At 43.5% G+C, this 18,357-nt stretch carries 22 protein-coding genes, 1 riboswitch and 1 other annotated feature (1 of these 24 only partly in view); of the genes, 4 read left to right on the forward strand and 18 right to left on the reverse strand.

From position 1 onward, the window contains the following. Positions 1-88, reverse strand: a binding site (T-box leader); it reaches 131 nt to the left of the window's first position. Positions 89-131: 43 nt separating this feature from the next. Then, the gene (purU, locus tag JVX94_RS08185; RefSeq protein WP_095408301.1) at positions 132-1,034 is read right to left on the reverse strand and encodes a formyltetrahydrofolate deformylase; all 903 of its coding nucleotides are present in this window, start codon (positions 1,032-1,034) and stop codon (positions 132-134) included. Between the two features lie 161 nt (positions 1,035-1,195). Here purU and JVX94_RS08190 point away from each other — a divergent pair, with 161 nt between their 5' ends. Then, positions 1,196-1,381: a hypothetical protein gene (locus JVX94_RS08190; protein WP_024424637.1), complete on the forward strand. Its 186-nt coding sequence runs from the start codon at positions 1,196-1,198 to the stop codon at positions 1,379-1,381. 35 nt (positions 1,382-1,416) lie between these two features. Here JVX94_RS08190 and JVX94_RS08195 read toward each other — a convergent pair whose 3' ends face one another. Next, positions 1,417-1,731, reverse strand: a complete 315-nt coding sequence (locus JVX94_RS08195; protein WP_240193814.1) for a DMT family transporter — start codon at positions 1,729-1,731, stop codon at positions 1,417-1,419. Beyond that, positions 1,728-2,057: a DMT family transporter gene (locus tag JVX94_RS08200; protein ID WP_205185190.1), complete on the reverse strand. Its 330-nt coding sequence runs from the start codon at positions 2,055-2,057 to the stop codon at positions 1,728-1,730. Before JVX94_RS08200 ends, JVX94_RS08195 begins: the two co-directional genes overlap by 4 nt. Before the next feature lie 66 nt (positions 2,058-2,123). Beyond that, positions 2,124-2,233: riboswitch (guanidine-I (ykkC/yxkD leader) on the reverse strand. 208 nt (positions 2,234-2,441) lie between these two features. On the opposite strand from JVX94_RS08200, the gene JVX94_RS08205 reads away from it, so the two are divergent. After that, the gene (locus tag JVX94_RS08205) at positions 2,442-2,576 is read left to right on the forward strand and encodes a YrzI family small protein (protein ID WP_205185192.1); all 135 of its coding nucleotides are present in this window, start codon (positions 2,442-2,444) and stop codon (positions 2,574-2,576) included. Between the two features lie 236 nt (positions 2,577-2,812). Continuing rightward, positions 2,813-3,856 carry a bifunctional transcriptional activator/DNA repair enzyme AdaA gene (locus JVX94_RS08210; protein WP_205185195.1) on the forward strand — a complete coding sequence of 348 codons (1,044 nt, stop codon included), beginning with the start codon at positions 2,813-2,815 and terminating at the stop codon, positions 3,854-3,856. Between the two features lie 18 nt (positions 3,857-3,874). Here JVX94_RS08210 and JVX94_RS08215 read toward each other — a convergent pair whose 3' ends face one another. The 5 genes from JVX94_RS08215 to JVX94_RS08235 all read right to left on the reverse strand — a co-directional run bounded on the left by JVX94_RS08215 (position 3,875) and on the right by JVX94_RS08235 (position 6,742). Then, complete coding sequence (locus JVX94_RS08215; protein ID WP_205185198.1) at positions 3,875-4,420, reverse strand: GNAT family N-acetyltransferase; 546 nt, start codon at positions 4,418-4,420, stop codon at positions 3,875-3,877. Positions 4,421-4,437: 17 nt separating this feature from the next. After that, complete coding sequence (locus JVX94_RS08220) at positions 4,438-4,926, reverse strand: small multi-drug export protein (protein WP_095408296.1); 489 nt, start codon at positions 4,924-4,926, stop codon at positions 4,438-4,440. Positions 4,927-5,031: 105 nt separating this feature from the next. Further along, positions 5,032-5,775 (reverse strand): HAAS domain-containing protein, encoded by a 744-nt coding sequence (locus tag JVX94_RS08225; RefSeq protein WP_205185201.1) that lies wholly within the window; start codon positions 5,773-5,775, stop codon positions 5,032-5,034. A gap of 4 nt (positions 5,776-5,779) precedes the next feature. Next, a complete protein-coding gene (locus JVX94_RS08230) occupies positions 5,780-6,106 on the reverse strand; it encodes a PadR family transcriptional regulator (protein WP_095408294.1) in 327 nt (108 codons plus the stop codon). A 114-nt stretch (positions 6,107-6,220) separates the two neighbouring features. Further along, positions 6,221-6,742 carry an acyl-CoA thioesterase gene (locus JVX94_RS08235; RefSeq protein WP_048238873.1) on the reverse strand — a complete coding sequence of 174 codons (522 nt, stop codon included), beginning with the start codon at positions 6,740-6,742 and terminating at the stop codon, positions 6,221-6,223. Positions 6,743-6,921: 179 nt separating this feature from the next. Between JVX94_RS08235 and JVX94_RS08240 the strand changes: the two genes are divergently transcribed. Further along, a complete protein-coding gene (locus tag JVX94_RS08240; RefSeq protein ID WP_095408293.1) occupies positions 6,922-7,803 on the forward strand; it encodes a dimethylarginine dimethylaminohydrolase family protein in 882 nt (293 codons plus the stop codon). Between the two features lie 38 nt (positions 7,804-7,841). Here JVX94_RS08240 and JVX94_RS08245 read toward each other — a convergent pair whose 3' ends face one another. The 10 genes from JVX94_RS08245 to proG form a co-directional block, all read right to left on the reverse strand. Further along, complete coding sequence (locus JVX94_RS08245; RefSeq protein ID WP_095408292.1) at positions 7,842-8,810, reverse strand: ABC transporter ATP-binding protein; 969 nt, start codon at positions 8,808-8,810, stop codon at positions 7,842-7,844. Continuing rightward, positions 8,800-9,717: a C40 family peptidase gene (locus JVX94_RS08250; protein WP_205185203.1), complete on the reverse strand. Its 918-nt coding sequence runs from the start codon at positions 9,715-9,717 to the stop codon at positions 8,800-8,802. Before JVX94_RS08250 ends, JVX94_RS08245 begins: the two co-directional genes overlap by 11 nt. Next, positions 9,717-10,796, reverse strand: a complete 1,080-nt coding sequence (locus JVX94_RS08255; protein ID WP_095408290.1) for a mandelate racemase/muconate lactonizing enzyme family protein — start codon at positions 10,794-10,796, stop codon at positions 9,717-9,719. The genes JVX94_RS08250 and JVX94_RS08255 overlap by 1 nt, the downstream gene beginning before the upstream one ends. Beyond that, on the reverse strand, positions 10,793-11,734 hold the full coding sequence (locus JVX94_RS08260) for a S66 peptidase family protein (protein ID WP_205185205.1): 942 nt from the start codon (positions 11,732-11,734) through the stop codon (positions 10,793-10,795). Before JVX94_RS08260 ends, JVX94_RS08255 begins: the two co-directional genes overlap by 4 nt. Positions 11,735-11,850: 116 nt before the next feature. Beyond that, positions 11,851-13,470, reverse strand: coding sequence for a peptide ABC transporter substrate-binding protein (locus JVX94_RS08265; protein WP_203129708.1), 1,620 nt, complete (start codon positions 13,468-13,470; stop codon positions 11,851-11,853). After that, positions 13,470-14,480: an ABC transporter ATP-binding protein gene (locus JVX94_RS08270; RefSeq protein ID WP_205185207.1), complete on the reverse strand. Its 1,011-nt coding sequence runs from the start codon at positions 14,478-14,480 to the stop codon at positions 13,470-13,472. Before JVX94_RS08270 ends, JVX94_RS08265 begins: the two co-directional genes overlap by 1 nt. 6 nt (positions 14,481-14,486) lie before the next feature. After that, a complete protein-coding gene (locus JVX94_RS08275) occupies positions 14,487-15,449 on the reverse strand; it encodes an ABC transporter permease (protein ID WP_034281490.1) in 963 nt (320 codons plus the stop codon). Then, positions 15,446-16,381, reverse strand: coding sequence for an ABC transporter permease (locus tag JVX94_RS08280; protein ID WP_041116384.1), 936 nt, complete (start codon positions 16,379-16,381; stop codon positions 15,446-15,448). Before JVX94_RS08280 ends, JVX94_RS08275 begins: the two co-directional genes overlap by 4 nt. Positions 16,382-16,399: 18 nt before the next feature. Next, positions 16,400-17,224 (reverse strand): M55 family metallopeptidase, encoded by an 825-nt coding sequence (locus JVX94_RS08285; RefSeq protein WP_144470268.1) that lies wholly within the window; start codon positions 17,222-17,224, stop codon positions 16,400-16,402. Positions 17,225-17,413: 189 nt separating this feature from the next. Continuing rightward, a complete protein-coding gene (gene proG / locus JVX94_RS08290; protein WP_205185209.1) occupies positions 17,414-18,238 on the reverse strand; it encodes a pyrroline-5-carboxylate reductase ProG in 825 nt (274 codons plus the stop codon). Positions 18,239-18,357: the final 119 nt, after the last annotated feature.

Below are 18,357 nucleotides of genomic sequence, written 5' to 3' on the forward strand. Positions count from 1 at the left end.
AGCAGCTGTCTGCGGCAAATGTTTCAGCACATCATTTGCTCTCTTTACGCACCAGTTCCTGCTTACTATTCCTTTTCAACGCTCGTTAATTTTTTTATATTATCACCAATTGCTAAAGAAAAGTCAAGCGATCAATTAAAGACAATCGTTTTATTCTCATGAACAATAACGCGATCTTCCAGGTGCCATTTGACAGCACGTGCAAGCACACTGCGCTCAATTGTCCGGCCAATATTTTTTAGTGCTTCCGCATCATCCCGGTGATCTACACGCTCAATATCCTGTTCAATGATCGGTCCTTCGTCTAAATCATTGGTGACATAATGAGAAGTCGCACCAATTAATTTGACTCCCCGCTCATATGCCCGCTTGTATGGGTTTGCACCAATAAACGCCGGCAGGAAGGAGTGATGAATATTAATGATTTTGTTCGGATGCTCTTCAATAAATCCAGGCGTTAAAATTTGCATGTATCTAGCAAGCACAACGGCATCAATGTCGTACTCTTCTAATAGGGCGAGCTGCTCTTTTTCAGCTTCTTTGCGAATGTCTTTGTTCGCCTTTACAAAATGGAATGGGATCCCAAGTGCTTCTACTGTATCTTTTGCCGTTTCATGATTGCTGATCACAACTGCGATTTCAGCCATTAAATTTCCGCTTTGCCATTCCCATAGAAGCTCATGCAGACAATGAAGTTCTTTTGACACAAAGATTGCCAGCTTTTTAAGTTCACTTGCACGTGACATGCTCCACGTCATTTGAAATGATGCTGCGATTGGCTCAAAGCTGTTTCTCAATTGATCCATATTCGCCGAGATGTCTTTCCAATCAAATTCAATTCTTAAAAAGAACCGGCCGCTTTCATGATCGGTTGTGTATTGGCTGGATTCAATAATGTTCGCTCCGTGCTCAAATAAAAAGGAAGAAACAGCTGATACAATACCAGGCTGATCTGGGCAGCTGACAAGCAATCTGCCTTTTTGCTCATGCTTTTTTCTGTGTAATTCAAGTTTCTCTGTAATCAATGTTCTCATGTATCATGACCTCATTTACGTTTTCATTCTAATGAAATATTATACTGGACTGGAAAGAGAAAAAGCAATGAAGAGCCCATTTTTTATTGAATATTCATTCAATTTAGCACCTAGCATGATATAATATGAGTAGACCTTTTATCACAAAAGGAGTGATGGAGATGAAAAGCATGACTTTGTTTGGTAAAGTGAGCTTTTGGCTCGGCATCGTATGTCTGATCACAGGTATTTATCTTTTTATGGCCGGTGAGAGACTCATTCCTTTGCTCACATTTGGTGTCTGTTTTCTGCTAGTGAGTCAGCTTTACCGCAAAAATGAAAACGATTCCAATCATCATTCGATGTAATAAAAAAGGCTGGCAGACAGATGCCAGCCCTTTTCTTATTCAATAATCTTTAACCCGACCGCCGCAGATAAAATCAGTGCGATAAAGAAAATACGTTTTGCGTCCTTCGACTCACCGTAAAACAGCATGCCGACAATGGCTCCTCCAGCAGCTCCAATGCCAGTCCAAATGGCGTATGCCGTTCCCATCGGAATTGTATTCATCGCAAGAGAGAGCATGAGAAAGGACAGCGAAAATCCAGCTGCAATGAATAATATCCATTGAATATGTCGATCTTTCTGGAATTGATTCATCATGGTGACACAAAGCATTTCTAAAATTCCTGCGACAATGAGTAAAAGCCAGCTCATGATTCAGTCTCTCCTTTCTTTTCACCTGTGGTTAGTTTGAGCCCTAATACACCGCTTAAAAGCACCATGATTAGAAGTAATTTCACTAGCTGTACTGGCTCTCCCAGTATCATACCTACTATGACAGTACCTGCCGTCCCAAGTCCGGTGAAAACGGCATAAAGAGTGCCAACTGGCAGTACAGTCGTGGCTTTCAGGAGTAAATAAAAGCTGACGACAATACAAACGATGGTTGCGGCCCACTCCAATAAAGAGTCAGCATATTTCAACCCCATCACCCAGCCGACTTCAAAGATCGCCGCAATAAAGACATTTCCCCATTTCATCTAATCCCTTCCTTTCTGAACGATTCCAACCAACAAAAAAAGCCCGGAAATCGATCGTTTGATCAAATCTCCCGGGCTTTTGTCCCTCCGTGTCCATACGGTCAATTGTCTAGACCCTATGTGTTTTCTCTCGGTCCAGACTGCGCCACCCGCACGGAACCCTAGAAAACCAATTCATGTTAAGCAGATCTGGCTTAGAGCAGATTCTGTGTCAAAATTGTATCACACCCCGAAATACCGGTCTACCGCTTTGCTTGCCACACGCAAATATACTTGTTCATTTTTCGAAAGAACTTTTATGGGACCTCCGTATACTAAGGGTTAGAAACAGGTCATCTGATAAAGAAGATCTGCGGGCTGCGAACTGAAGGGAAACGAGTTTATATGACCATTTATTTATTTTTTATTACATTGACGATTAAGCGGAAATCCAAGGACATGGAGACCATTCTTTACGAACAAGAAATCGAAGCATTTTATGAAGAAATGAAACAGAAGCAGCTAAAGTATATGAACTAAAACAGGAAGTGAAAAATGGAGGATTGACATGTTTATGATGCTTGCTTGTTATACGAGGGAGAAGGATCTATTCCGTATTCCTTAAAGCACAGGTGCGGCAACAATCACACCGCTGATATAATGAAATGAGATTGATGTGATGAACGTTCAACTTTAGGATGATGCATGTACAGATCATCCGTTCTACTCCAAACAATGCTAAAAACATTTTATAGAAAATCAAGAGGTGGATTCATATGATGATGACCGATGAACAAAAACATGAATTTTATCAAGCACTTGTTGACAAGAATCCGCAATATGACGGCACATTTTTTGCCTGTATTAAGACAACCGGTATCTTTTGTCATGCCACATGTACGGCTAGAAAGCCAAAATATGAAAACTGTGAGTTCGTCTTTACAGCGGAGGAAGCCCTGCTCGCTGGGTATCGCCCATGCAAACGCTGCACACCGTTAACATACCCTAACAGCATTCCTGAAGAAGTCAAAACACTCGTTTCAGCAGTAGAAAAAAATCCTGAGAAACGCTGGAAGGAAGAGGACTTTCGCCAATTAGGAATTCACTCTGCCACAGCTCGAAGAAAATTTAAAGACATTTACGGCATGACCTTTGTTCAATATGCAAGATCACGCCGAATGGGACTTGCCTTTAAAGAAATTTTAAACGGAAAAAAAGTGATCGATCAGCAGGTCACCTTCGGCTATGAATCTTCAAGCGCCTTCAATGATGCATTTACGAAAATCATGGGAAATCCACCTAAAAAAGCACAGATTCACATTCTCTATGCTAATTTTATTTCCACCCCGATCGGGCGGATGATGAGCGTAACAGATGCCACACATGTGTATTTACTGGAGTTTATGGACAGGCGGGGCCTCGAAAAAGAAATTGAAACATTAAGAAAAAAGCATCATGCCCGCATTTTAGTTGGTGAAACAAACGTCCATCAGCAATTAGCAAAGGAATTGGCCTTGTATTTCGAAAAAAAGCTGACTCAGTTTACTGTACCACTTTCTTTACATGGCACTCCTTTTCAAATGAAGGTGTGGGACCAGCTCTCACGTATTCCAGCAGGAGAAACGAGATCCTATCGAGATCTAGCCACGAAACTTGGCGATCCGCATTTGGTTCGTGCCGTTGGTAATGCAAATGGTGCCAATCAATTGGCGATTATCATTCCCTGCCACCGCGTGATTCAAACAAGTGGTGAGCTTGGCGGCTACGGCGGGGGGATTGAACGGAAGAAATATTTGCTTCAGTTAGAACAGCGTGAATAAAAGAAAAAACGGCTCTGCTTATTCGGTAAGCGAGCCGTTTTCTCCATTACGTGTGATGCTGTATACATCAATGATTTGGTCCCATTTTGAAATGGTTTTTTCTTTTTTCATGCCCATTTTTAAAGCGACCTTCACTGACGCTTCATTCTCAGGACGAATTAAGCTGACCATCCGTCTGACCTTCATTTCTTCAAATCCATAGGTAAGGCAGCCTTTTGCGGCTTCAGCAGCATAGCCATTCCCCCACGCCGCTTTCTTTAGCATATAGCCGATCTCAAGCTCCGTTTGTCCTTCGATGTTTTGCAGAACAATTCCGCTTTGTCCAAGTCGTTCATTTGTTTCTTTATTTTCAATGATCCATAGAGAGGTGTGGTACATGCCGTCATTTTTTTGATTCCATGCAATCCACTCTTTTGTCTGCTGTTCATCCTTCAAAGAAGGATAATACTTCATCACTTCCTCATCTTGGAATAGCTCCTCATATAAAAATGACGCATCATGTTCATTCATCGTTCTCAGTTTAAGGCGCTCTGTTTCAAGCACTGTCCTTATTTGATGTGTCATTGATGACCCTCCCTTTTTTACTTGCTAAAAATATCTCCGAACAACCCATTTGAATCTGGGGCAAAGTAATGGAAGCCCGCACCGGTTAAACTAGCAGCCAGCGCTGTCCACATCATTAAACTGACGGTCATCCACACCGCGACTTGCTTTCTTTTCGTTCCAAAGCTCATGCACATCAAGGCCGCTAAATGACTGCCGATGATAAAAGGACCAATGAGCGCTAATCCAGGCAGACCGTATCTTTCCCAAATTTTTCTCGCCCGCAGCTGCTTTTTCTCTTTCTTTTCATCACCTTTCTCTTCTTTTCTCTTAAACCACCATGCTTTAAACCGGTCCACGAACACAATGAGAAGCAAGACTGTCAAAAAGTTGCCGATGAATCCAATCACAGCCGTTGTCACAGGATGCAGCCCACTTAAGATTGCGAATGGAACGACACCAATCACTTCAAAAAAAGGCAAAGCAGCCAATACAAAAACGAGTACATATCCCCATACGATATCCAAAAACAGAACCCCTTTTCATTTTTGTCCTCTCCCCATTGTAATGAAAAATACAATTCCATTTCTACATTTTTTTAGAAAAAGAAAAGCACATCGTATGAGATGTGCTCAGTTTACATTCGTATTTTCCCGGCGCAGGACAATAAGCATAAACCCTATTAAAATCACAAGAGATAGTAGACTTTGCAGCAGAAGCATACTTGGTGACGTCCAGCCAATCCATTCGAATATGAGCTGCGGTCCGAAAAAGATAATCGGAATCAATGAAACGACATTCGCCTTTAAGATTGCATTGAACACAACGATACATAGTAGCATGAGAAAAATGACGCCCCACCTATGGCCAGAGGAAAGCACAAGCAGTGGTGTGCCAAGTTTTTGATCCAATAGTTTGATTGTGACCATCGCTGTCAGCTGAAAGATTCCTAACATCCAAAAGTAAAAAAATGCACGACCTCCTGTCTGAAAGGCAGATGCTCTAAACATCACAATTGTCATGATGACATTGACGGCTAAAACGAGCGGATATCCAATCAAAGCAAACCAAGAATAGGATAAGTTTTGGCTGATTGCATCTGCTAAAATCATGTAAAAAAGCGATCCAATTAAGAAAGCACTGACGAATGGCACCCAGTCTTTATGGTTTCCTGACAGCTCTTGTGCCAGTTCATCAGCATAGCTCCGCGGATCTCCGCCGAACACATCCTCACCTGTTTTCCCATCCTTTTCAGCTTCAACTGCATGTGTTGTCAGTTCGTCCATTAGCTCATCGATTTCATCCTGATTTTTTCCCTTTGATATGAGATAGAGTTTCAGCTCTAGTAGAATGTGTCTTGTTTCTTTTGATACCATAATCTCACTTCCCTTTTTGTAATAAGCGGTTTACATTTTTTGAAAGCTCATCCCAGCGGGCAATAAACTCTGTGAGTGCTTGTTCACCCGCTTGTGTGAGCGAATAGTATTTCCTTTTCGGTCCGCTTGCTGACGCTTTTGTGACGGTGGTCACCAGCTGTTCCTTTTGCATACGCAGCAAAATCGGATAGATACTGCCTTCACTTATTTGATCAAACCCATAATGCGCGAGCTTCTTCGTCATTTCATACCCATAAATTTCGCCCTCAGAAATAATCGACAGCAGGCAGCCTTCTAAAATTCCTTTTAGCATTTGTGTGGATGTTGTCATGATTGTTCCTCCGATTCCAGTACCTTGCATCACAAGATAGCTTCATCTTACCATACACTATCTTGCCATGCAAGATACTGACATAGAAAAAAATCACCGCTTAAAGGGTGATTTTTACGCCCAAGGTTTATCTGTCCCGAGTGCGTCAGCAAGCGCCTTACTATGCTTTCGGCGGCTTTTTCTTTCCTCTGCCCGCTGCTTCGCTGTTTGATGAAGCATGATCTCTTCCTCTGTTTCTGGCATCACCTGCGGGACTCGTTTAGGCTTTCCGTTTTCATCTAATGAGACAAATGTCAGAAATGAAGTCGCTGCGAGTCTGCGCTCTCCAGACATCAAGTTTTCTTTAATGACTTTGACGAACACTTCCATAGAAGACGTGCCAACCCATGTGACATAGGATTCCAAGCATACTGACTCCTTTTGTCCAATCGGCTCTAAAAAGTCAACAGAATCCATTGAAGCTGTGACCGTTTCACTGCGGCTGTGTCTTGCTGCCGAGATGGAGGCAATGTCATCTATATAACTCATTAATTTCCCGCCAAATAACGTTTCGTGGTTATTCGTATCGAGAGGGAACACCCTGCTGGTTTTAACAACTTTCGATTCCTTGCAGTATTTGAAATTTTCTTCACTCATCATCATAGCTCCTTCTTGCTGTTTTCGTGAATGCGGAACGACTTTTATTAAACACTATTCTTTTAGGTTTGTCTAAACTTTTTGCTTTAGTCTTATGTGAGAGATTTTCTTTCGGAAATGTTTCAACCATGACTAGAAGAAGGAATAATAGAACTATGAACGAACAAGGAGGCCATTTGATGGATTCTATGAGAGCAGAACAAGTATACAAAATGCCGCAATGCATGAGTGAATATGACGATTTACAGGAAGTTCTTTTATGCAGTCCTATTTATATGGAAATCAAACAAATTATTAATGAAACCCAGAAACATTTTGCGAAAGAAAATATTTCTCAAATGAAAGCAGTCGCTCAGCATAAGCAATTGATCCAAACGCTTAAAGATCATCAAGTACGGCCCATCCTGCTCCCTGCGAATGACCGCTTCCCTGAGCAAGTCTTCACTCGGGATATTGGGTTTACGATTGGACATACACTGTTTGTTTCAAGTATGGCCGCTCCGGTTCGGCAAGGGGAAGAACAATACCTAAAAGAATGGGCACAGGCAAAAGGATGGTCAGCTGTCACTTTGACAGACGGAACGATTGAAGGCGGCGATGTGCTTGTGGATCAGAACCGTGTGTTTGTTGGCACGAGCAAAAGAACCAGTCCAGCCGCTATCTACCAGCTCAAAAAGGAACTGCCGGATCATGACATCATTCCGATTCACCTTCCTCCTCACATTTTGCATCTTGATTGTGTGATGAATATTCTGTCTCATAACGAGATAATCATTTATCCTGAAGCGTTCAAGCAAAAGGATCTCCAGCTGCTCAAAACGTATTATGATTTGATTGAAATCAGTGAACAAGAGCAATTCACACTTGGACCAAATGTTTTATCCATTGGGCAGAAAAAAGTGATCAGCTTGCCCAGCAACCAAGAAACAAATGCTGCGTTAACCGCTCACGGATACACTGTTATTGAAGTGGACTTTTCTGAAATTATTAAATCCGGCGGCTCTTTCAGATGCTGCACATTGCCTATTCGGCGTTCATCTATTAAAAAAGCCAGCATGTAGAACAGCTTGTCTACTTGCTGGCTTTTGTCTAGCTTGTCCTATTTTCTATTATATAAATGACAGGCGACTTCATGTCCTTCTTCCACCGCTTGTAATGCCGGCTTTTTTTCAGCACACACATCCATCGCGGCAGGACATCTTGTTCGAAATACACAGCCGCTTGGCGGGTTCACTGGACTTGGAATTTCTCCTTTTAAAATAAACCTTTTGCGCTTGTCCTCTACGTCAGGATCTGGAATAGGGATTGCAGACAGCAAGGCTTGTGTATATGGGTGAAGCGGTGTTTGATATAGTGCATCACTCGTCGTCAATTCGACGAGATGACCTAAATACATGACACCGATCCGGTCACTAATATATTTCACCATCGACAAGTCATGTGCAATAAAGAGAAATGTTAATCCTTCCTCTTTTTGCAGTTTCTTCAGCAGATTCACGACCTGCGCTTGAACGGAGACGTCTAGTGCAGAAATCGGCTCATCTGCGACAATAAACTTTGGCGCTAAGGCAAGTGCTCTTGCAATGCCGATTCTCTGCCTCTGTCCCCCGCTAAATTCGTGCGGATAGCGGGTGGCAAAATCATAGCTTAATCCTACCGCTTCGAGCAGTTCTTGCACGCGGGCAATCCTTTTCTTTTGACTGCCATAAAGCTGATGAATCTCCATTGGCTCCAGCATAATATCTTTTACTGACAGTCTCGGATTTAAGGAGGAATACGGATCTTGAAAGACCATTTGTATTTGCCGGTTGAAATCAAATGATTCTTTTTTAGAAAGGTGGTGAAGACTTTTCCCTTCATATAAGGCTTCACCATCTGTTGGTTCATAAAGACGCATGAGCACTTTTCCAAGTGTGGATTTGCCGCAGCCAGACTCACCAACGAGACCAAAGGTTTCACCTTGTTTCAAGTGAAAAGAGACACCATCCAGCGCTTTTAAGGTTCTCCCTTTCGAAAGATGAAAATGTTTTTTAAGGTTGTTTACTTGTAAAAGTGGTTCAACTGTCATGATCGCTTCTCCTCTCGCTTGGTAAATACCGCCTTGCACCTGCCCATTCTTTTTCATATGAAGTGCCAGAAAGGGAGAGAAGCTCAATTTGTCTGCCGGTTTTAGGCGAATGAAGCATCATCCCGTCCCCAGCGTAAATCCCTACATGGCGGACCGCTCCCTTTCCGTTTTCATTTGCAAAAAACATCAAGTCGCCTTCTTCTAAATGACTTGATGTAACCGGCGTTCCTTGAACTGCTTGGTCACTTGCGTCTCTCGGCAAAAGATATCCGCACGCTTTGTACATGCTGTAAGCAAAGCCTGAACAATCATAGCCAAAGCTGCTCATGCCTCCCCATAAATAAGAAAGGCCCATAAATTGTTTTCCTGTGTCTACGACATCTTTGCCGCTCATAGAGAAAGCTTGCGATACTGGGCGTACATCCGCTTTGTTGATTTCTCTTATTCCTACCGGGGTGACAACATAAAATTGATCATCTGTTTCTTTAACTGCTGCCAGCTCTGTTAAAAAACTAATCTCCATATCTGCTTTCCCGTTTTGATATAGCGTGGCTTTTTTCTGACAAACGATAAGAGATACAGCTGACGCATTTCCCTCTGTTACTTGGATTAATTGCTCAGCAGGTATATAGCCTGGATAACCTTCTGGATGTTTCCGGCTGGCCTGCTGCGGAATGACGACTTTCATCCAGCCATCTGTCTTTTCTAATCCAATCACTCGTTCGCCGAGCAGTACTTGAGATTGAATCAAGTTTTCTTCACATAAAGCCAATTTTTCTTCGTATGTTTGCTGGTCAATCCATTCTTTGATATTGATGGAGTCCTGCAGTACCTTTCGATCGATTTCTCTCGGCGAATGCGGCGCTGTCCATACGTTAGCGACTGGAACCTTTGATTCATATATCATCACGAGACTCCTTTCACCCCTTGAATGCCTAACCCATGATGCAGCGGTAAAAATATATCTTTTCCTTTGTACACGATTCCTCCGTCTATCATGTCCTCTTTCAGCATAAGCGGGGCATCAAAATCGCAGCGGGTGATATTCGGCTGGCTCGCGGCGAAATGTGCGGCTGCTGTAATGCCAAGCTTTGACTCAATCATACTGCCAACCATGCACTGAACACCGTAGGCTTCGGCCAGGGCATTGATTTTTAGTGCTTCTTTTATGCCGCCTGATTTCATTAATTTTAAATTGATCAGATCGCAGCTTCTCGTTTCAAGCACCTTGATCGCATCATGGAAACTGAAAATGCTTTCGTCTGCCATAATCAATGTTTCAGTTGCTTCCGTCACACGGCGCAAACCTTCAATATCTTCTTTTGGCACTGGCTGTTCTACTAGTTCAATATTCAGCGCTTCCATTTTTCGAATGGCTATGATCGCTTCCTTCCACGTCCAGCCCTGGTTTGCGTCGAGCCTGATCTGAATATCCGGCCCGACTTTTTCTCGAATCCGCTTGATCCGCTGAATATCCGTGTGTATGTCATCTTTTCCCACTTTGATCTTTAACGTCTGAAAGCCTTCAGCTGCGTATTGCTTCGCATCTTCTGCCATCTCAAGCGGCCGGTTTACACTGACCGTATAGTCGGTTTCGAGCTGATGACGATATCCACCAAGGTATTGATAAAGCGGAAGTCCTGCCTGCTTTGCTAATCCATCATACATGGCCATATCGATCGCAGCCTTTGCGCTTGTGTTGCATGCGAGCACGCGGTTCATAGCAGAAAAGATTTGTTCATATTCTGTCAAGGAAGCCCCGAGCAAAATGGGTCTGATGACTTCACAGATGGCATAGTCGATGCTTTCCAGCGTTTCTCCTGTAATCACCGATGTGGGAACTGCCTCTCCGTAGCTGACGTCACCTTGATCATATGTGATGATGACGATCAGAGATGCTGCGTCATACACCGTTCTTAAAGCGGTTTTGAAAGGCTTTTTTAGCGGTACACTCGTTCTGCATGTACGAACATCCACAATTTTCATTTGATCGCCTCTTTCGCTGCGACCCCTGGGGAAATGTGCAGTTTTTTCCCTTCCGCATCTAATGCAGCCTGCACGCCCATTGGAATGGCAAAGTTGGGTGATGAATGACCGATCCGAAAGCCGCCAAGTGCAGGTTTCTTTTGCGGTACAATATAGTTCTCCCACAGCTGTTCCAAGGTTAAGGACTGGTCTTTCTTTTTTGGTTCACATTGATGAAAATCTCCAATGATGAATCCTGCCGCATCATCCAATTTTCCAGCAGAGGTGAGGTGCTGCATCATGCGATCGATTTTATAGGGCTCTTCGTCAATATCTTCAATGAACAACAGCTTCCCCTTCGTATCAATTTCAAAAGGTGTACCAAGTGTTGTCACGATGAGAGCAAGATTCCCTCCTACGATGTCACCTGAAGCGGTACCGGGGTAAAAGGTATGAAGAGGTGACAAGTGATGCGTATACGTAAAGGCCTTCGGCGTGAACAGCTGCAAAAAGGTATCCTTCGTATACGGATGGACCTCTTCAAGTCCCACATCAGAGGAAAGCATTGGACCATGAAAGGTCACAAGACCGGTCTGCTGCTGGATGGCCGTATGTAAAAATGTAATGTCACTATAACCCCAAAAGATTTTTGGATTCCGGCGAATGAGGTCATAATCAATGGCTTCCGCAAGCCTTCCAGTTCCGTACCCTCCGCAGGCACAAATAACCGCTTTGACTTCTGGATCTTGAAACATTCCATGAAGATCTTCCACTCTTTCATGATCACGACCTGCTAAATACCCGTACCGGCAATCGAGATACTTTCCTTTTTTCACCTTCAGCCCGAGGCTTTCTAAAAAGGCAATCCCTTTTGCTAATTTCAATTCATCAGGCGGGCTTGCTGGTGCAATAATCCCCACCGTATCCCCTGTTTGAAGTGCTGCTGGCAGCTGGTTCATGCCAATCCCCTCTTTCTCTTTGTTTCTTTCAATCTATGGGCATCTTCTCCATAAAATGAACGAATAAAGGAACAGACGCTTTGGTTCAAAGCGTCCGTGTTCCTCATTTCCTTTAATTACTCTCCTACTTGCGCCCATTTCAAATCGATATACCCAACAGGGTGGCGGACAATTCCCTTCACACCCTCTTTTTGCAAATGAACTTGGTTATAAAAATGAATTGGAATGATCGGTGCTTCTTCAATGAGAAGTGCCTCTGCATCATGAAGGATGCTGTTTCTTTTTTGTTCATCTGCTTCCTGGCTCGCCTTTTTAATCAGCTGATCATAGGTGTCATTTGACCATCCAGTCCGGTTCATCGCATTTCCTGTTTGAAAGCTCTCTAGGAAATTGATCGGATCTGCATAGTCTGCTAAAAATGAACTTTGCGAGAATTGGAATTTCAGTGCCTTTTGATCTTCTGCAAATACATTGGCTTCCATGTTTGCAAGCTTCACGTCCACACCCAGCGCTTCTTTTAATTGCTGCTGGATGGCTTCAGCTTTTTTCTTATTCTCAGGCTTTGTACTATATGTCAATGTGACGGGCGGCAGCTTTGAATAGTTCTCTTCTTTCAGCCCTTTTTCTAATAGCTTCGCAGCTTCACTCGTATCTTGTTTGACAAGATCACCGCCAGCTTCTCTGAAATCCTCACCCTTTGAATCTAGAATCCCTGGCGAAACGAAGGCGCGAGCTGGCTTCTCTTTATTCTTCGTTACATAATCCACGATATCTTGCGGGTTGATCGCCATTTGAAAGGCTTTGCGAATGTTCTTATTTTGAAAAGGTTCCATGTTCACATTCAGACGATAAAAGAACAGTCCGGCCTGATCTTCAATTTGCACATCTTTATTTTTCAGCAAATTTTCACTTTGTTCTGCTGGGACGAAGGCAGTATCTAAATCTCCCGATTGATACATTTGATAATCAGTGTTTCGATCACTGATCATCAGCCACTTTACCTGATCCAGCTTGACTGTTTTTTTGTCCCAATACGTCTCACTTTTTTCCATAGTGAAGCTCTCATCATGCTTCCATTCTGTCAGCTGAAACGGTCCATTCCCAACAAAGGTTTTGGCATCCTTTGCCCAGTCAGGGTCCTTCTCAGCTACCTTCTCATTGACAGGGAAAAAGGCAGGGTTTGCGGTCATATTTAAGAACGATTTCTGCGGGTATGCCAGTGTGACCTTTAGCGTTTTGTCATTTTCAGCACTGACTTTTACGTCCTCTTTCTTTCCCTTTCCGCTGTTAAATGCCTCTCCGCCTTCAATCATGTAAGCTAAGAACGATGCAGAAGAGCCTGTTTTCGGATCGAGCAGGCGCTTCCACGCATATTCAAAGTCACTCGCTTTCACTGGGTCACCATTCGACCACTTGATGCCGTCTCTTAAATGAAATGTGTACGTTTTGCCGTCATCTGAAATCTCCCATTTTTCCGCCATTGCAGGAGATGGTTCGTGCTTTTCATTCAGCCTCGTTAATCCCTCCATTAAGTTATTCAATCCTTGCCACGATACATTATTAAAACCAATCGGCGGGTCAAATGACGTCGGCTCGTTTTCGTTATTTAAGGTTAATACTTTCTTTTCATCCTTGTTGCTTGATGATCCTTTACCTGCTTGCTCATTGGCTGTACATCCAGCGAGCAGCATGATGATAAACAAACAAATACTGATGATCCACCCTTTTTTCCTCATCAAAAACTCCCCCTTTGTGTTGAAGATAACATCGCTTGGTTCGCTCGCTCATCCTGGAGCCAGCAATGCACTGTATGAGTAGGTGTCCGCTGCGTTTCGTGCGGCATGATATGATCACACACTTTCATGGCAGCCGGGCAGCGATCGGTATACGGACAGCCCTTTGGCGGTGCAAATAAATCAGGCGGGCTTCCTTCAATCGGAATAAGTTCATCTTTCATATCAAGTCTTGGAACGGATTGCAGGAGCCCTTTTGTATAAGGATGCTGCGGACTGTAAAAAATATCTTGCCTTGTTCCGGTTTCAACCATTTTCCCTCCGTACATGACCGCTACCCTGTCGGCAACTTGGGCTACGACCCCTAAGTCGTGTGTGATTAAGATAATGGTAACCCCTGTTTTCCTCTGAATCTCTTTAAACAGCTCTAAAATTTGTGCCTGTATGGTCACATCCAGCGCAGTCGTCGGTTCATCTGCGATTAGCACCTTTGGCTCACAAATCAGTGCCATGGCAATCATGAGCCGCTGCCTCATTCCCCCGCTGAATTGGTGCGGGTATTGCTTTAATCTCTCCTTCGGCTGCGGAATACCGACCAAATCAAGCATCTGTATGGCGGCTTCTTGCACTTCTTTTTTCGTCAGCTTTTGATGCTCCTTCGCCGCCTCCATCAGCTGATCCCCTATTGTCAAGGTAGGGTTCAAAGCCGTCATCGGATCTTGGAAGATCATCGAAATATCGACACCTCGTATGGCGCGCATTTCTTTTTCAGATAATGACAGCAAGTTGCGGTCTTGGAACCAGATTTCTCCCTGATCAACATGCGCGCTGTATGCAGGCAGAAGCCTCATGATGCTTTGTGATGTCACACTTTTTCCGCATCCTGATTCTCCCACAATGGCTAGGGTTTCTTTTTCATATACATCGACATTCACTCCACGTACTGCTTGAACTGAACCGCCGTATGTCCGAAAGCTGACGTGCAGATCGATAATTTGTAGAACTTTTTTCAAAGCGCTTCACCTCTTCATCTTTGGATCAAGCGCATCTTGCAAGCCATCACCTAAATTGTTAAAGCAAAACATCGTGAGTGAAATGAAAAATGCCGGGAAAAATAAACGCCACCAATGTCCATTGTCTGACAGCACAGTCGGCAATGCATCATTGGCCATCACGCCCCAGCTTGCAAACGGTGCTTGAATACCTAAACCAAGAAAGCTTAGGAACGCTTCAGCAAATATCGCGGTCGGTACAGTCAGGGTCATCTGAACGATAATGGGCCCCATCGTATTCGGCAGCAGGTTACGGCGAATGATCCGCAGGCTTTTGGCACCAAAGGTCTTTGAGGCAAGGACATATTCCTGGCTTTTCAGCTGAAGAACCTGACCTCTCACAATTCTTGCCATTCCAATCCATCCGGTGACAGTGAGCGCTACAATAATGGTGACAAGCCCTGGCCCCATGAGCACCATCAATAAAATGACGACGAGTAAATAAGGAAGTCCGTAGAGCACCTCGACAATCCGCATCATGACATGGTCGTATTTGCCGCCCTTATAGCCAGCTATGCCTCCATAAATCACGCCGATGGCAAAATCAATCAGGGCTGCCATGACGCCCACAAATAACGAAATGCGTGCTCCGTACCAAGTGCGTGTGAACACATCTCGTCCAAGCTCATCTGTTCCGAACCAGTGAGCAGCCGAGGGAGGCAGATTTTGCATCGAAAGACGCTGCTCTGTCACACTATTTGGCGCAAGCAATGGGCCTAAGACTGCCATGACAAAAAGAAAAATCAGGACCGATAGGCTAAACATCGCAAGCTTATTTTGCTTCAGCCGCCTCCATGTATCTGCCCAATATGAAAGAGAGGGTCTTTTAATGGCATGGGCTTCCGTTTTCTTTTGCTCTCGAGGAGAAAACCATTCGTCCGGCACTTCAGGATGTCTGTTCGGTGGATCATGCTGAAGGTGTATACTCATGCCTTTCCTCCTTTCTGATGCAGCTGAATCCTTGGGTCAAGGAGACGATACGCCACATCGACAATGAAGAGAAGTGTGATTAAAATAATGCTGTAAAAAACAGTGGTTCCCATGATGACAGGATAATCACGGTTGTTAATACTCTCGACAAAGTATTTTCCCATTCCAGGAATGGCAAATATTTTTTCAATGACAAAACTTCCTGTTAAAATACTTGCGACAAGTGTTCCAAGAATGGTCACAACGGGTAAAAGTGCATTCCGAAGCGCATGCTTAAATACAATTTTAAAGGGAGAAAGTCCTTTTGCTTTGGCCGTACGGATATAATCTTGCGACAGCACTTCAATCATGCTCGATCTCGTTAACCTGGCGATAATCGCCATTGGGCCGACAGCAAGAGCGATTGTAGGCAGCACCATATGCATTGGACTTGTCCACATCGCTGTAGGAAAGAGCTTCAAATTGACAGCAAGCTGCTGAATTAATAGGGTAGCAAAGATAAAGTTTGGAATGGATATACCGAAAACAGCAATGGTCATGGCGATGTAATCAATCAAACCATTATGCCGGAGGGCAGCCATGACCCCTAGCAGAATGCCAGAGATAACAGCAATCAATATTGAGATAAGACCAAGTTCTAATGAGACTGGGAAGCCTCTCGCCAATAGATCATTGACACTTTCAGAAGGCTTTTTAATGGAAGGACCAAAATCAAAGGTAACAATGGATTTTAAATAGATGACATATTGAACATAGAGTGGTTCGTCTAAGTGATAGTAGCTTTCGAGGTTTCGCTGGACGGTTTCGTTTGTATTTCGTTCTTCATTGAAAGGTGATCCTGGGATGACCTTCATTAAAATAAACGTTAAAGTCGTAATCGTTAAGATTGTAGCGATCATCGCAATAAAACGCTTGAGCAAAAAGCTGGCCATCTGCTGTCTCCCCCTCGCTTAACAAAATGTTGTACGTGCGGCAAGCTCTGTCATGACAAGCATCGCTTGATAGGCTTCTAATATATTGTCTGCTTGGTACGTCACCGTCGTTGTTCCTTCTATGATGGCAGTACCCGGCATTAAATTCGCCCATTCAGCTTGTCCATAATTGGCAAACTCAATCTTAAGCAGCGGCTGATCAGGAGGCGTCAGCGGCTTCATTTGATCAATCTGTTTCATCGCGGCTTCCACTTGCTGCGAGATTTGTTTATTGACTTTGGCAGGAGGTAAGCATTTCACAGCAGATCTTGAGATGGTCTCTTTCACTGCCACTGTTTTCACACCAGGCATCAGCTTTTCTGCCTCACGTGCTGCTTGATCATCCCCGCAAACAAGAATCACTGGAACACCATAGTAGCCTGCAACATACGCATTAAAGCCCATTTCCCCAATTGGCTGATCATTTATGTAAAAATGTCTGACCCCAAAAATCATACTGTGGGACATCACACCTTTCATTGATGCCCTTGCATGATAGCCTAAAAAAACAGCGGCATCATAGGTTTGATCCAATCCTTGCACCATTGAATAAGGCTTTACGTCACCTGATATGAGAACTGCCTCTTCATGCAGTTCTTCGATCAAAAGATTATTCATTTTAGAATGACTGTCATTGACCAAAATGTCGGTTGCACCATGCTGAAGAAGCGCCTCTACACAAGCATTCACTTCACCCGTCATAATGCGTCTGCCCCGCTCATAGTTGTGCTGGCGTGAATCAACAAATGTATGATCAGCTAGACCAGTAATTCCCTCCATATCGACAGATAGATAGAGCTTCATTCCCATCCCCCTTTAATTAAACATAAAATTTGTGTATATTTTTCTAAATTTTCTAAAAAATTATATGAGAACTTGATTGATTTTTCAATACAATGTCTGAAAATAAGGAATTTAGACTTAGATAATACAGGTCAAAAGACTTTCTCAGAAAGGATTTTTTTAACAAATATAACACCACTAACTATGTCTTTAGTGGTGTTTATCCGCTTCATTGATCTGCGATTTCAGCTGTTCATATTTCTTCATGGTTTGTGTAAATAAATCATCAAACATCTGAGGTGCCTGCTGTTGAATGACCTCTGCACCTTCTCCTGTAATTCCCCCTTTTGTCGCCACTCTGTCGACAGTTTCAGCAAAGGTTAGGCCTCGTTCTACAAGGATCTGGCCGGTACCTAAAAGGGCATACGTTAAAAATTCATTCGCTTCCTCTAAGGAAAGATGACTATTTCTCACAGCCGCTTTCGCCATTTCTTCAAAAAGAGCAGCGATAAAACCAGGAGATGAGCTTGTCAAATTACTCGCCGCATCAAACCGGTCTTCCTCTACTTCCCTGACGATGCTAAAAGCTGAAAGCAGACGGTGCAAACGCTCCGTTTCCTCACGTCCTGCGGCTGCACCATGCGCAACAAGTGATACGCCCGTTCCAACAGCTGACGTGAGTGTTGGGATGTATCTAGACACTGGCTGTGTTGTATGTGCTTGTAACTTTTCTAATGTCACAGCTGCTGCTACTGACACAATATGTACCGCTCTCGCTTGAGAAGGCAGCTGATCCAGAACATCAAGTACTGCAAGCGGCGGCACGCAGACAAACAATATATCACATGACGCACAAAGGTCGTCTAATGAACAAATGTTGATATCTTGGTGCTTTTCTTTGAGCTGAAGCAGGCGCTCCGTTTCACTTCTTGTATGAATTATAATTTGATGAGCATGCAGCACCCCATTTTCCAGCCACTTTTGCACCATCATATCAGCCATACTTCCATATCCAATAATTCCGATTGTCTCCACAGTTTAATCTCCTCTATTTTGCTTAGATTCACTACTTATTTTAACAATTTCCCACAATGTTTTCATTTTTATCCCACACTTTTTTCTTACGATAAAGTCAGTCTCCACCACATACGGTA

The organism is Bacillus sp. PDNC022 (assembly GCF_016919285.1).
Classification (GTDB): Bacteria; Bacillota; Bacilli; order Bacillales; family Bacillaceae; genus Bacillus; species Bacillus safensis.